The organism is Gemmata algarum (genome assembly GCF_034097035.1).
Classification (GTDB): Bacteria; Planctomycetota; Planctomycetia; order Gemmatales; family Gemmataceae; genus Gemmata; species Gemmata algarum.
Genome location: NZ_JAXBLV010000056.1, coordinates 55593 through 69669, shown reverse-complemented (window position 1 = coordinate 69669; position 14077 = coordinate 55593). Strand labels below are relative to the sequence as shown.

General features: G+C 68.0%; 10 protein-coding genes. 3 read left to right on the top strand and 7 right to left on the bottom strand.

Going from position 1 to position 14077, the window contains the following annotated elements; translation table 11 throughout:
- Nucleotides 1-4: 4 nt before the first annotated feature.
- Together R5W23_RS06675 and R5W23_RS06670 are read right to left on the bottom strand one after the other, a co-directional pair.
- The gene (locus R5W23_RS06675) at nt 5-1750 is read right to left on the bottom strand and encodes a redoxin domain-containing protein (RefSeq protein WP_320685665.1); all 1746 of its coding nucleotides are present in this window, start codon (nt 1748-1750) and stop codon (nt 5-7) included.
- 78 nt (nt 1751-1828) lie between these two features.
- On the bottom strand, nt 1829-2416 hold the full coding sequence (locus R5W23_RS06670) for a TetR/AcrR family transcriptional regulator (RefSeq protein WP_261185541.1): 588 nt from the start codon (nt 2414-2416) through the stop codon (nt 1829-1831).
- Between the two features lie 130 nt (nt 2417-2546).
- On the opposite strand from R5W23_RS06670, the gene R5W23_RS06665 reads away from it, so the two are divergent.
- Both R5W23_RS06665 and R5W23_RS06660 read left to right on the top strand, forming a co-directional pair.
- Entirely contained in the window at nt 2547-3488 is a 942-nt protein-coding gene (locus tag R5W23_RS06665) for a PLP-dependent cysteine synthase family protein (protein WP_320685664.1), read from the top strand.
- Nucleotides 3489-3528: 40 nt separating this feature from the next.
- Nucleotides 3529-4740 (top strand): zinc ribbon domain-containing protein, encoded by a 1212-nt coding sequence (locus tag R5W23_RS06660; RefSeq protein WP_320685663.1) that lies wholly within the window; start codon nt 3529-3531, stop codon nt 4738-4740.
- Nucleotides 4741-4819: 79 nt separating this feature from the next.
- Here the strand turns inward: R5W23_RS06660 and R5W23_RS06655 are convergent, their stop codons facing one another.
- The 5 genes from R5W23_RS06655 to R5W23_RS06635 all read right to left on the bottom strand — a co-directional run bounded on the left by R5W23_RS06655 (nt 4820) and on the right by R5W23_RS06635 (nt 13024).
- The gene (locus R5W23_RS06655) at nt 4820-6268 is read right to left on the bottom strand and encodes a DUF1501 domain-containing protein (RefSeq protein WP_320685662.1); all 1449 of its coding nucleotides are present in this window, start codon (nt 6266-6268) and stop codon (nt 4820-4822) included.
- Nucleotides 6258-8798 (bottom strand): PSD1 and planctomycete cytochrome C domain-containing protein, encoded by a 2541-nt coding sequence (locus R5W23_RS06650; protein ID WP_320685661.1) that lies wholly within the window; start codon nt 8796-8798, stop codon nt 6258-6260. Before R5W23_RS06650 ends, R5W23_RS06655 begins: the two co-directional genes overlap by 11 nt.
- Before the next feature lie 669 nt (nt 8799-9467).
- Complete coding sequence (locus tag R5W23_RS06645) at nt 9468-10139, bottom strand: hypothetical protein (RefSeq protein WP_320685660.1); 672 nt, start codon at nt 10137-10139, stop codon at nt 9468-9470.
- Nucleotides 10140-10195: 56 nt separating this feature from the next.
- Nucleotides 10196-10888 (bottom strand): hypothetical protein, encoded by a 693-nt coding sequence (locus R5W23_RS06640; RefSeq protein ID WP_320685659.1) that lies wholly within the window; start codon nt 10886-10888, stop codon nt 10196-10198.
- A gap of 30 nt (nt 10889-10918) precedes the next feature.
- Entirely contained in the window at nt 10919-13024 is a 2106-nt protein-coding gene (locus tag R5W23_RS06635; RefSeq protein ID WP_320685658.1) for a CotH kinase family protein, read from the bottom strand.
- Nucleotides 13025-13356: 332 nt separating this feature from the next.
- Here R5W23_RS06635 and R5W23_RS06630 point away from each other — a divergent pair, with 332 nt between their 5' ends.
- Complete coding sequence (locus R5W23_RS06630) at nt 13357-13815, top strand: hypothetical protein (RefSeq protein ID WP_261185532.1); 459 nt, start codon at nt 13357-13359, stop codon at nt 13813-13815.
- Nucleotides 13816-14077: the final 262 nt, after the last annotated feature.

The window sequence follows — 14077 nt, the reverse complement described above, 5'->3', positions numbered from 1 at the left end:
CCGGTTACGGCGTGTCGTAGTACTCGAAGAACCCGATCATCATTTCATCCCAGGTCTGATCGCCCCAGGTCACCTTCTTGCCCGGATTCGGGTTGAACGGGTTCTTGGCCGAGTTGTCGTACCACGCGGTGCACTCGATCTTGCTCCCGGCGGGGAGTTCGCGCGGCTTCGTCAGCGCGTACGACAACTGCCAGTTGAAGTCGTACTTCGGCACGTTCAGCAGCGTCTCGCGGGTGCCGTCCTTGGTCACCAGTTCGTACTTGAACGCCTTCCCGCGGAGGTGCATGTGCGGGCTGAGCGACAGCAGCGTGGTCGGCTTCTCGAACGTGTGGCTCGCGGTCACCTGGTGGTTCTCGGCGCCCGGCGGAATGGCGAACCGCACGTTCAGCGCCGCGTCGCCCTTGGCCTCTCGCGCCGGCGGCTTCTTCGCCAGCACGATCCCCAGTACCGATTGGTCCTTTCCGGCCGTGCCGTTGGGCGTGTAATGCACCTCGAACATCAGTTGCGACCCCTTCGGCACCTTCTTCGCCATTCCCTCGGGGTAAACGAGCGGCTGGTCGCCCGGCACGTACGTCCCGACCATGTAGCGCGCGAAGTTGTTGTGGTCCAGCCTTCCCTTCGGTGGGACCATGTACACGATGACGTGGTGGACGACGGCCCGGTAGTCAGGCCGCACCTCCGCCGCCTGCACCCACATGTCTTCCTTCAGCGGCGCGCCGACCGTGATGTGCTGGTACGGGATGCCCATTCCGAGCAGCGAGGTCGCGGGCACGTCGAACGGCTGGTTCATCTTCAGCACCAGGTCCGGCTTTTGTGGGAGCCGCCACCCGTCGATGAACTGCGCCGGCGCCGGCGCGTCCTTCGGATCGCCCTCGGGGCACCCGGCGTCGATCCACGCCAGTAGCGTTTTCTTTTCTTCCGCCGACAGTCGGCGGTCGTTCTTGAAGTGGCCCGTTGGGGCGTCCGCGTGCCACGGCGGCATGACGCCGTCCGCGACCACCTCGCGAATCATGTCCGCCCAGCCCTTCGCCTGCTTGTACGAAGTCAGAGCGAACGGGCCGACCTCGCCGGCGCGGTGGCACTCCTGGCATTTCGACTGGAAGATTGCAGCGACGTGCTTGTGGTAACTGACCGCGGCGGCCGTCGCGGGCTTCTTCTCGCGGGTCAGCCTGCACCCCGCCGCGGCGGTGAACGGCTTCTTCACCTCCCGGCCCTCCAGAACCGCGTCCAGAGCAGAGGCCAGTTCGCGGGTGGTGGCCTTGTCGCGGTGGACGCCGGGGGCGAACTGGTCGTCGATCCGCCCTGCGTACCGGACGGTACGGGTCGCGTCGAGCACCACGACCGTCAGGACGCGCGAAACCGCCAGTTTGTCCGCCAGCTTCGTGCCGTCGTCCTTCAGAAGCGGGAACGGCAGCTTCAGATCTTTTGCGGCCCGGGCCACATCGCCCGCCGAGTCGGTGAGCTGGCTGTTGACCGCGACGAACACCACGCCGTCGTCGGTGTAGCGCTTGCGAAGGTCGGCGAGCCGGCCCCAGTACGCTTTACACACCGGGCAATCGAGGGCGGTGAACGCGATGACGGTGGCCTTCGCGTCGCGGGCCTGCTCGTTCAGCGCCCACGGCTTGCCCGAGAGCGGTTCCGTCAGGGTGAAATCGGCGACCTTCGCTCCGATAGGCGCGGGCTGGTCCCCGGCCGTAAGCGGACTCGCGCCGAGGGCGAGCGAAAGCGCAACGAGGGTCCGGTGGAGCACGTCAAAGCCTCCCTGGGTGGGGCACAGGTGTCGGAGAGGTATCAGGTCGTTCGGCGGGCCGCCCGCAGAAGTCGGGTGTTACGCCCGTGGGCGCAGGAACCGCTCGATCATCAGCCGCGCGGTGTCGCGGAACGCCGCGAGGTCGATCCGCGGGTCGAGGAACTTGCGCCACGTCAGCCCGTCGGCGAGCGCGATCAGTGTTTCGGCGGCCCGGCGCGGGTCGAGGGCGGGGTCGACGTGACCGGCCTCTTGCCCGCGGCGCAGTAGCTCGACCATGCCGGCGACGATCTCCTGATCGTCGCGTCGGACCACCTCGGCCACACGCGGGTTGCGCATGGCTTCCGCGGTACACTCGAAGTGGAGCGGCCCGCACGCCGGGTCGTTGATTTGCGCCAGCACGTCTTCCGCCAACTGGAGCAGCCCCGCGATCACGTCCGGGTTGGCCGCGGCGGTCGCGAACCGCGCGTGGGTGTCCTGCCGGTTCTCGCCGGCCATCGCGACGATGATGTCGTCCTTGCTGCGGAAGTAGCGGTACACGGACCCGGGGCTCAGCCCGGCCTCCCGACACACTTCCTGCATGGACGTTTGATGAAACCCGTGGCGCGCGAAGCACCGTTCGGCCGCGGCTAGGATCTGCTTGCGGCGGTCGTCGGCCAGTGCGGACACGGCGGTCTCTCATCGCGAGCGAACGTTCATTCGCATCATAATTGCCGGCGGATTCGTGTCAATTCGGATTGTTCGGATTGCAGCAACCTTCACACATACAACACCAGCCCGGTTCCGGAGAACAACGTTCATGGCCACCGAACTGCCCGGCTGTCACCGCTATTTGAACCGCATCGCCCCGACGCCGCTCGTGCCGGTGCAGTTGGACGCCGGGCGGCCCGCGGTGTGGTGCAAGCTGGAGTTCCTGAACCCGAGCGGCAGCACCAAGGACCGCATCGCGCGGTTCATCCTGGAGAAGGCGTGGCGCCGCGGGCTGGTGGCGTGCGGGGGCCGGGTGGTCGAGGCGTCGAGCGGGAGCACCAGCATCGCCCTGGCGCTCGCGTGCGCGCAGATGGGGCTGAAGTTCCTGGCGGTGATGCCGGAGGGCGTGAGCAACGAGCGGGTGTTCATCATCCGGGCCTACGGCGGCGACGTGACGTTCACCCCGGCGGCGCTGGGGATTCGCGGCGCGATCGCGGAGGTGGAGCGGCTCGGCGCCGAACCCGGCGTGTTCCTGCCGAAGCAGTTCGCGAACCTCGACAACGCCGAAGCCCACCGGCTCGGGACCGCGCGCGAGGTGCTGGACCAGATCCCCGGCGGGCGGGTCGATGCGGTGGTCAGCGGGGTCGGCACCGGGGGGACGCTGGTGGGGCTGTTCGAGGGGCTCCGCGAGAACGGGTGCCGGGTGGTGCCCGTGCTGGCCCGCCCGGTCAACCTCGTGAGCGCACCGGAGGTCGAGTGCTGTAGCTTCTCGGCACGCATCCCGGGTGTCGCGGACTCGATCTCGGAAATCTTCCGCCCCGAGCGCGTTCCGGGCCTGCTGACCGTTGAGGTGCGCGACGAGGACGCCATCGCCACGACGCGCGAGCTGATCCGGCTGGGGTTCCCGGTCGGCCCGAGTTCCGGGCTGAACTACTGCGCCGCGCTCGAAGCCCTGCGCCAGCTCAACGACCCGCACGCCCAAGTGGTGACCGTGTTCCCGGACCGGATGGAGCGGTACTTCACCACCGAACTGTTCAAGCCGTTCGTATGATGGAAGGTCGCCCGGTCCGTCCCCTCGAGCAGGCCGCGTAATGAGCATCCGGCTGTCGTGCCCGTCCTGTAACCACGGTTTCGCGCTCCCCGCCCTGCCGGAGCACCGTCGCGCGACGTGCCCGCGGTGCGGGGACGTGTTCCCGATTCGGACCTACACGGAGGTGCCGGACGAAGCCGCGCAGGCCGACACCAGCGCGCCCGCGAAGGTGGTAGACATTCGCCCGCGGTGGCCGCGACAGCTCCTGATCGCGGGGGCCGCGGCGTTGCTCTTAGCCCTCGTCGGAGCCGCCTGGGTGGTCTACGATATCGGGCGCGGGATGCGCAACATGGACGACCCACCGGGTGTGGCTCGCCCAGAACCGGAAACGGCAACGGCAACGGCAACGGAGCTGACCGCCCTCCGCTACCTGCGCGGGAACGCCAACATCGTGTTCGCGATTCGCCCGGAACCGCTGCTCGCTTACGCGGAACGTACCAAACAACAGCCCGGCGACGTGCTGAAACGGTCCGGGCTGCCGGACGGACTCGGCGGGGCGGTCGAGCAACTGGGCGTTCCGCTCGCGCAGATCGATCACCTCGCCGGTGGGCTCGAACTGGGCGAGGGCGACGACGCCCTCCGACTTACGTTGGTGCTGGTGCTGAAGCAACCACCCGCCGACGAGGACACATTTCTGAGTAAGCTGAAGGCGCGACCGGTGGCCGGGAAGCGGGACCGGTATGAAGCCGCGGTGGGCCGGTTCGGCTTGCTCCTCGCGCGCGTCTCCCCGACGGTGTGGGCGTTCGGACTCGACGAGAAAGACTTCACCGCGATCGAGGCCGCCGAGCCCCGCCCGGCGGCGGCGGCGCAGTTCCGTGGTGACGATCGCTCGGGACTTCGCGGGATGATCCGGGCCGTACCGGCGGACGCCGCGGTGTGGGTCGCGGCCGACGACGACCGCGACTGGACGCAGAAACCCGCGCTGAAGCTGTTCGGCAGCGCCCCCGAAGTGAAGAAGTGGTTGACCGCGGTAAAGGACGGGCGGGGCGGGGCGCTTTCGGTGCGCCTCGGTGAGCAACCACAGGTGCAACTGCGCGTGCGGGCCGTCGATGACGCGACGGCCGGGCGCGTGCGCGCGTACTTCGCGGCGCGGGCGAAGGAGCTTCCCTCGGCGCGGTCCGGGGGAGAAGGCGCGCTCGCCGAGTTCGATTCGCCGTTCAACGCGGACACGGGCCGCCTCCTTCAGCGCTTTCTCGCCGACGCCAGCCGGTAGGGCGAATGGTCGCCCCGGTCCCTGAAATGCTCGACAACCAGCAGAGGGGCTGTCCGGAGCCCAACCCCTTCCGCTCTGCTCACGCAAGGATCTCGCTCACCACACGGGCCGGGCGGCCGTCGGTCAGCCGCTGGGCGCGCCCGCCGTGGTGGTAGACGAGCTTGTTGTGGTCCAGGCCGAGCAGGTGCAGTACGGTGGCCTGGAAGTCGTTGGGCGTGACCACGTTCACCGCGGCCTTGTGACCCACCTCGTCCGTTTCGCCGTAGGTGATCCCGGGCTTGATCCCGCCGCCCGCGAGCCAGTTCGTGAACCCCTGGCCGTTGTGGTCCCGCCCGGCCTTCGCGTCGAGTTCCCCTTCGCACACGGGCAGGCGCCCGATCTCCCCGCCCCAGTGGACCAGCGTCGAGTCGAGCAGCCCGCGCTGCTTGAGGTCCTTCACCAGCGCCGCGGCCGGCTGGTCCGTGCGCCGACAGATCGCGGGCAGGCCCTCGCGGATGGAGTTGTGGTTGTCCCACGGCTGGTTGCCGAGGAAGATCTGCACGAACCGCACCCCGCGCTCCACCAGCCGCCGGGCGATCAGGCACCGGGTCCCGTAATCGCGGGTCTCGGGCCGGTCGAGCCCGTACATGACCCGCACGCGCTCCGGCTCGCGCGACACGTCGAGCGCCTCCTTCGCCGCGGTCTGCATCGCGGCGGCCAGCTCGTAGCTCGCGATCCGGGCTTCCAGGTCGGCCTCACCGGGGCGGGCGGCGAGGTGCCGGGAGTTCAATTCGGCGAGCAGCGCCAGGTTCCGCTTTTGGGTGTCGCCGGCGGCGTCGGGTGGCGGGTCCAGGTTCAGGATCCGCGGCTCCTTCGGGCGCAGCACCGTCCCCTGGTAGAGCGGCGGCAGGAACCCGCAGTTCCAGTTGTGGGCGGCGTCCACCGGCGGGCCGCCCGGGTCGGAGAGCACCATGTACGCGGGCAGGTTCTGGGCCTCGCTGCCCAGCCCGTAGGTGATCCAGCTCCCCATCGTGGGGCGCCCGGTGACGCCCGCGATGCCGCCGTGGAAGTAGCGGATCGACACCTCGTGCCCGTTGAACCCGGTGTGCATCGAGCGGACGACGCAAATGTCGTCCACGATACCGGCGGTGTGCGGGAGCAGTTCCGACACCTCCGTGCCGCACCGCCCGCGCTTGGCGAACGTCCACGGGCTGCCGAACAGCTTCTTGCTCGCGCGGTTCACGAAGCTGTAATGCACGTCGCCCTTGTACTCCTGGCCGGAGTGCTTCGTCAGCTCCGGCTTCGGGTCGAACAGGTCGACGTGGCTCGGCCCGCCGTGCATGAACAGGGAGATCATCGCCTTCGCTTTGGGCGCGAAGTGCGGCTTCCGCGGCGCGAGGCTCGCGGGGAGGTTCTCGCCCGGCTTGGACGGCCCCTCGGCGGCGAGCAGCCCCTCGCGCTGGAGCAGGTGGGCGAGCGCGAAGAACCCGACCCCGCCGGCGGTGCGGGCGAGGAACGAGCGGCGCGTGGCGAGCGGTTCAGTCCACATACAGGAACTCGTTCGAGGTCAGGAGCATCTGGCACAGGTTGGTGAGCGCGGCGAGGTCCGCCCCCTTCGCGCCGGCCTTCGGTGCGGGTTGCGCGTCGAGGAACGCCGCGGCGAGTTTCGCCTCATCGGCGTCGGGGGCGCGAAGGTACACGGCCCGCCACGCGGCCGTGGCAAGTGCGTCCGCCCCTGCACCCGGCTGCGCCTCGGCCTTCACCCGAGCCGCGAGGTGTGCCGCCTGCTTGCGAACGAAGTCGCTGTTGACCAGCATGAGCGCCTGGGGGGCGGTGGTCGTCGTGTTGCGGCGGTCGCAGTTGGGTTCGAGGGCCGGGGCGTCGAACGCGGACAGGAACGCGACCGGCTTCGTCCGGCGCACCTGGAGGTACACGCTGCGGCGCGGCTGGTCGTCCGGCGCCCCGACCTGCCCGGCACCGTCCTCGACCACCGCCACCGGCGGCCCGAACGGCGTCAGGTCCAGCCGGCCCGCGGCGAGCAGGATGCGGTCCCGCACCGCTTCCGCCTCGAGCCGGCGCACCGGGAACCGACCGTAAAGGGTGTTGCTGCGGTCGGCCTCGTCCTTCGCGGGCTCGCGCCGGGACGACTGCCGGTAGGTGGTCGAGGTCATGATGAGCTTGTGGAACCGCTTCAGGCTCCAGCCCTTTTCCTTCCCGCCGTTCGGCAATTCGGTCGCGAGCCAGTCGAGCAGTTCGGGGTGCGTCGGGAGCTGGCCGAGCCGGCCGAACTCGCCGGGGGTGTCCACGATGCCGCGGCCGAAGTGGTTCAGCCAGATGCGGTTCGCCATGACACGCCCGAACAGCGGGTGCGTTCCGTCGGTGATGTGCCGCGCCCACGCGAGCCGGCGCCCGCTGGTTTCGCCGGCGGGCTTGAGCGCGATCTCGAACCGCCGGGCGTCGGGGGCCGCGATCGTGAGGTCCGCGGGCGCGAGGGCGGGGCCTTTGGGCTGGCGCGCGTCGCCGCGGTAATGCAGCTTCGTTTCCGGCACGCGCCCGGGCACTTCGGTGACGACCGACACGAACCCCTCGGCCGGGCGCTCGGCCCGCTTCGCGGCGATCTTCGCCTGCTCGGCCTTCAGTTCATCAGCGGCTTTCGGGTTGTACTGGTACAGCACCCCCGGCGTGATGTTGAGCTTCGGGTTCGACGCGACCAGCTTTTTTTGTTCCGCGGTGCGCGTCTCGGCGGGTGCGTCGAACGCGGCCTTCAACTTCGCGCGGTCGCCTTCGGGAAACTTCGCCAGTTCCAGCTCGAACGCGGCTCGTACCGCGCTTGATTGTTTGGCACTAAACGCGGCTTGCATTTTGCCCGTTTCGGCCGCGATCGCCGCGGCCCTGGTGCGGTCGGCGTCGGTGTAGAGCGACACGAGCCGTTCCGCGGGCTTGCGCCACTTCCCGGGGTCGAGGGCCGGCTCGAACACGGCGCGGAGCTGGAAGTAGTCGCGCTGCGGCACGGGGTCGTACCGGTGGTCGTGGCACTGCGCGCAACCGACCGACGTGCCGAGCAACCCGGACGAAACCACCTTCACGACATCCGTCACGACCTGTTCGGCGTCGGCCGCGCCGGTGGGTGTGCCGTCCGGGGCGGTGCGCAGGTACCCGGTCGCGGCGAGCAACTCCACCTGTTCGGGTTTCAAGTTGGTCCACGGGCGCGGGACCAGTTCGTCCCCGGCGAGTTGCTCGGTCACGAATTGGTTCAGCGGCTTGTCGGCGTTGAGCGCGCGGATGACGTAATCCCGGTACCGCCATGCGTGCGGCCGGACGGTGTCGGCGTTGCCGTCGCCTTCCGAGTCGGCGTACCCGGCCACGTCCAGCCAGTGCCGCCCCCAGCGCTCGCCGTACCGCGGGGACGCGAGCAGCCGGTCGATCAGCTTCTCGTAGGCGTCGGGGGCGTCGTCCTGAACGAACTGCGCGATCTCCGCCGTCGTGGGCGGCAGCCCGGTGAGATCGAACGAGGCCCGGAGGATGAGCGTCCGCCGGTCGGCCTCGGGGTTGAAGTCGAGGTTCTTTTCGCGGAGCTTGGTGAGGACAAACGCATCGATCGGGTTGCGGATCGGTCGTTTCGAGTTCCGGACCTCGGGCACGGCGGGCCGGCGCAACGGTTGGTAGAACCAGTACGCCCGCTCGTCGGCGGTGATGCCGAGTCCGGGCGGCAGTGTCGCGGGTTCGTCGCGGAGCGTCGGCGCGCCGGCCGCGATCCACTTTTCGATCACGGCCAGTTGGTCCGCGGGCACCTTCTTTTCGCCGGGCGGCATCTCGCCGGATTTCATGCGCTCGACGAGCGCGCTTTTGCCCGGCTCCTTCGCCACAACCGCCGAACCGTTTTTGCCCCCGGCGACGGCGAACCGTTTCAGCCGCAGGTCGAGCCCGCCGGCGGGCTTTTCACCGCCGCCGTGGCAGTCGAGGCAGTACGCTTTGAGGATCGGCCGCACGTGCTGCTCGAACGTGATCGGTTCCGCCGCCCGGGCGCGCCCGACGGTCGCCGCGAGCAAGCCGATCGCAATGAAGGAACTGCGGCGCATGAGTGGAGTTGTTAAGGCGGGAAGGGCGATTCTGGCGGGTAGGGGAGCTAACTTACCACACCCGTCGTTCTGTGTCCAGAACGTGGAAGATGAGAACGGCTCGTGGCACTTTTCGCACGCGCATTTCATCCTGTGCGGCTGTTTTCGGTACCGGGCCTGTGCCGGTTCGGGCCGGTAAACCACCCGCGCCCTTGTGAGAGCCGTTTCGTCCGCGAGTTGCGATCTTGCCATAAATCACACTCGGCAAGCAGTTTACAACAACAAACATCAAACATCTGCAACCCGTTTACGGTGGACCGGCAACCGCACTGGAAGTGCTTGCGGCGTGTGATTCGTGGGTAGCAACCCGCCAGCGAATCGCCAGCTCCCGACCAGGCCGATGCCAGCAGATGTCCACTCGGTGCCCCATCAGTCGCTCGGGCGTATTTCCGACCCGCTCCACAAGCGATCGCGGAAGGCGCCGTCTTTCAAACCGGCAGCGCCTGCATCCACTGACAGGCCGGTCTCACAAAATCAAAACGCCGGTTCCGAACCGGATGAGGACATCCGGCTGATGGCAGGCAGTGGTCGTTCGTGGTGTGAGGTGGTGAACCGGGTGCGGAACCCGGTAGTGATGGATGTCGGAATCGTCCGAGGACGCGCGCCAGCGGGTCTGACCTGAATGAGCTGTTACGTTTTCCCCAGCACCAGGTCCACCACCCAGCACCCGCGGACGTGCGGCCCCGGCCCGCGGCAGTGGTTCAGGATGTCGGCGGAGTCACACCCGGCGTCCTGAAGCGCGTCCGCCAGAACCGGCATCGCGCTGAAGTCGCGCGACTCGTACATCTGCCCCGCCAGTGCGACCGCGGTGTCGGTACGCCACTCAGGGAAAAAGGTAACAGGGCGGAACGGGTTGCCGAAGATGTCACGGGCGATCGCAATGATGGTCGTCGGTGGGAACACACCGAGTTCGGTGATGGCCAAGTGCTGATCGATATTCTCTGTTTCCCCGTCCAGTGCGAAGATGGCGTAGAACGCGGTTTGAAACTCCGGCGCGTCTGCGATGCTCTGCGACATGCGCCCGGCCAGCAAGGGCTCGACTTGCAACCGGCCGGAGAGTTCCCACATCGCAACCCGTGCGTCATAAAACGCCTGCTCACGCTGGGATCGTTCCAGCAGTCCGTCGGCGTCTTGCTCGGCCGCATCGACCGCCGCCCGCAACCGCGGATCGGTCGGTCGCACTTGAAGGGTGCGAGCTAACGCGCAGGCGAAGAGGCGCAGCTTCCGGGCACTCGCGCGGGTGCCGAGGGCCTCCAACACCTCGGCCGGATCTTCGCATGCCAGCCACTCCGCTTCGGTCATCGACGGCCCTCGCTGCCTTTCGGCGTCGCATTACGCCATACACACTGAACGAGCCGTTACCCTTTCTCCAGCACCAGGTCCACCACCCAGCACCCGCGGACGTGCGGCCCCGGCCCGCGGCAGTGGTTCAGGATGTCGTCAGAGTCGCAGCCCGCGTCTTGGAGCGCGTCCGCCAGGACCGGCATCGCGCCGAAGTCACGCGACTCGTACATCTGCGCCGCCAGTGCGGCAGTGGTGTCGGTACGCCACTCCGGGGAGAAGGTAACAGGGCGGAACGGGTTGCCGAAGATGTCACGGAAAAGGACACACTGTTGTGCCTGTTCGTGCGCGAGGAGGTTCCCAAAACGGATACTGTGTTGTCCGGTGTGATAACTCTTGCCGAACTGCCACTTGCATTGAATTAGGGCTCGCGCGCTGGCGGTCGCAAGGCCGGTTTGCTTTACACCAGCGGCTGTCGAGTTGAGCAGCGAATGGACTGCCAATCGCCCTGCTCCGCGAACCGATCCGGATTCCAGCCTTCCCTGACTCGCTACGGCAAAGCGAGCCAAATATTCCGCTTCCGAAACGTCCCCGTCTGCAAGCTGCTCTGCGGCGGCAATTCTCTCCGCACATCCGTACGGCAGATCATCCTTCAATCGCCAGCAGCAAGCACATCCGAAAAGACGAAATTTCCGTTCGCTCGCCGTGAGCCGAGCGCAATCAACCATGCCGTTGAGAACAGTGGCGGTTTGCCACTCCGCTTCGGTCATCGGCTGCCCTCGCTGCCTTTCGGCGTCGCATCACTTCACACTGACGGCGACCGGCGCGCTCCAGTTCCCGCAGCGACCCGTGGCGTCGCGCCAGCGGGCGCGGACCCGGTACTCGCCCTTCTCCGCGAACACCTCGCGCGGGATCTCCACCGACCGCCCCTCCGCCACGTCCTTCCGCCAGTGGTCCGCCAGTTCGTACCAGCCCTTCTGGCCGACCCGCCCCACCCGCCACTCCAGCGCCGCGGACTTGGCCCCGGCGGGTGATGTGAACGCCGCGGCCTCGAACGTGTAACCGTTGGCCTTGGGGCGCGTGACCGTCGGTTTCGCCGGGATCTTGTCGTCTTTCGCCTCGTGCGCCAGGTAGCCCCAGCCGTAGCCGCGCTGGTCGCCGTCGTTGGGGGCGTAGTTCTTGACCGGGCGCGAGTCAGTACAGAACTCGATCAGGTACTTGCGGAACCCGGCGAAATCGGCGGTCGCCAGCGTCCGCTTCCACGCGCCGCCGAAGTGGTCGCCGGTGGCCGGGTTGACGAAGTACGCGCCCTTCGGGTTGATTCGCGGGTGGTGGTTCCAGCGGGCCTCGTCCAACCGCGGCCAGTCCACACGGAACCCTTTCGGCGTCAGCGCCGAACCGAGGTCGGACACCAACTGGCCGACCTGCCCGCCGCGGTCGGTGCCGTCGGCCGCGAACAGGTCGAGCACCTCGCGCGCCCGGTTGCGGTACTCCAGCGCGATCACGGGGTGCTGGAGGCAGTTCGCCGCGTCGATGTAGCCCGGCTGGTGGTGCCGCGGCACGAACGTCATGTCCATGTCCCACGGGATCGGCGCCCAGCGCCCGTCCGGGCGGCGGTAGTACCCGTGGTTGCCGTCGGGCCGCAGGTCCACGTTGCCGAGCAGGCGGTTCAGCGCGTGGAAGCTGAAGTACGTCGGCAGGTCGAGGTTCTGGCGCCACCAGTCCTCTTTGGGGTTGGACCGCATCCCGTTGAGGAACTTGTCCCACTCCTTCTGGGCGTCCGTCATGCCCTTGGGGGTGTGTTTGATCCCGCTCTGGATGCTGACCGTCAACCCGTCCGCCAGCGGCCGGTCGGCGAGCAGCTTGGGGTTCATTTCGCCGAGCGCGATGTAGACGCCCCACAGGTCGCCCGCGTACTGGTCCTTCGCGGCCACCTCGTCGGCCCCGGTGACCACACGCCACTGCACCCACGTCGCCTGCGGGCTGGGGACGCCGGCGAGCCGGTACGAGCGCATGCACAGCACCTCGTCCAGCCCGGTGATGCCGCGGTGGACCGGCAGGTACGGCGTGAACCCGCCCGGGTTCAGGTCGAGGCTGTCACACGGGACCGGGAACGGGACGCCGTCGTGATCGACCATCGGCACGTCGTGCCCGCGGGCGAACTTCAGCGCCCACTTGTTCTTGCCGGCGATGTGGGCGCTCCCCTGGCCGCGGTTGCTGTACTGGATGTGGTCGTACACGATTCCGCGGTAGACGACCGTGCCCTGCTGCTTCTGCTTGTGGAAGTTCCCGTCCCACTGGCTTTTTGCGACGTCGTCCGCCCGCGCGAGCAGGTGTAAGGGCTGAAGCGTGCCGAGGAACGCCGCCGAGAACGCCAGCGGCAGCACCTTTCCGGGCTCGCGCGAGCCGGTCCAGGTCGCGGGGCCGGCGTTGCACCACCACGCGAAGTTGGGGCAGGTGTCGTCGGCCGCCGGGAACCGCACGGCCTTGCCCGCCCCGTCGGTCGCGGTGACCCGGTAGCGGAGCAGCCACCGGTGCTTCTGATACGTCGCCGGCACCCGAACGCTGAACACGCCGTCGCCGGCCTTCTCGTCGCCCTCCTTGCCGTCGTCCCGCATCGGGAGGTCGGTCCAGTCCTTCTCGTACTCGGCGTCGGCCTTGCGGACGTACTTCCCCGGCGCGACCGTTTGCAGCTTCAGGGTGACCTTCATCACGTCGGCCGGCAGCTTCGCGGTCACCAACACCGGCACCCCGGGCTTCGGTGCGACGGGCTCGTGACGTGCCTCGCCGACCGCGAGCGGCTTTACCGGGGCGTCCGCTTTGCGCGGGGTATCGGCGGGCGGTTGAGCAAAGACGGGGGAGGCGACGAGCAGCCACGCGAGGAGCATCGGGAGCCGGTCGGTCATATGTGTTGCTCGCGGAGAATCGGGGAAGGTCGCGTTGCGGGAGCGGGACGCTCGTGGCGTCACTCCTTGCCCAGTACCAAGTCTACCACCCAGCACCCGCGCACGTGTACTCCGTCGCTGCGGCAGTGGTTCAGGATGTCGTCGGAGTCACACCCGGCGTCCTGGAGCGCGTCCGCCAGGTTGAGGGCTCACAACGATTTCGGCGGCCAGGGCGAGATGCGTAAGTTCCGTTAGCACCCGCGCGAAGAATCACCCGGTAGACCCTTGACGCGGGAGACACATGACGGCATATCCGCCGGCATCGGGGCCGAATAGCTCGGGGGGGGCGTGTCATGCGGCGCATTGTGCTCGCGGCGGGTGTGTTGTGCGCGGTGGCGGTGACCGGGCGCACCATAGCTCAGAACAGCGCGACCGGCTTCTCGACGCCGGGTCAGGTGGTCGGCTCGTACAGCGGAAACGTGAACCCGGTTGGTAACCGGTTGCCCCAGGTGGCGCCGCCCGTCGGTCAGGCGATTACCGGCAACGCTCAGCAGCGGCCGTACGACCCGAACCACCCCTACGACGCCTTCAAGGGGAGCAGCTTCAGCCCGAACGACCTGGTGGCGCCCCTCGTCGGCCCGGACGGTCAACCGGTCCAGCCGCCGGACGCGCTCGACCGGCTGTCCGAGAAGATCAAGGCGTTCTTCGTGAAGACCCCGGCGCCGCCGGCGCGCCCGCCGTACACCCCTGGCATCAGCCGCCGCAACAAGGAGCGGCGCGAGATGCGCGAGATCCCCTGGCGCCGCGACTGATGCGCCACCTTGGTTGCGCTATATTTCTGTAGCTGGCCTCACAGAGGCCAGCGCAACACGGATGATGTCGCGCAGACCCATGTCGGTTCCGTGCTTACGAAAGCTAGTTTTGACAGGATCGACAGGATCAACAAGATTTAAAATTGATCGGTCTTCGACCCTGTTTATCCTGTTGATCCTGTCAAAATCTTCTCGCTTCTCCGTTGAGCTTTGGTGCTGCGGTCTCGCTCGGGTGGGCCGTAGCCGCACGGCGCCGAATGCG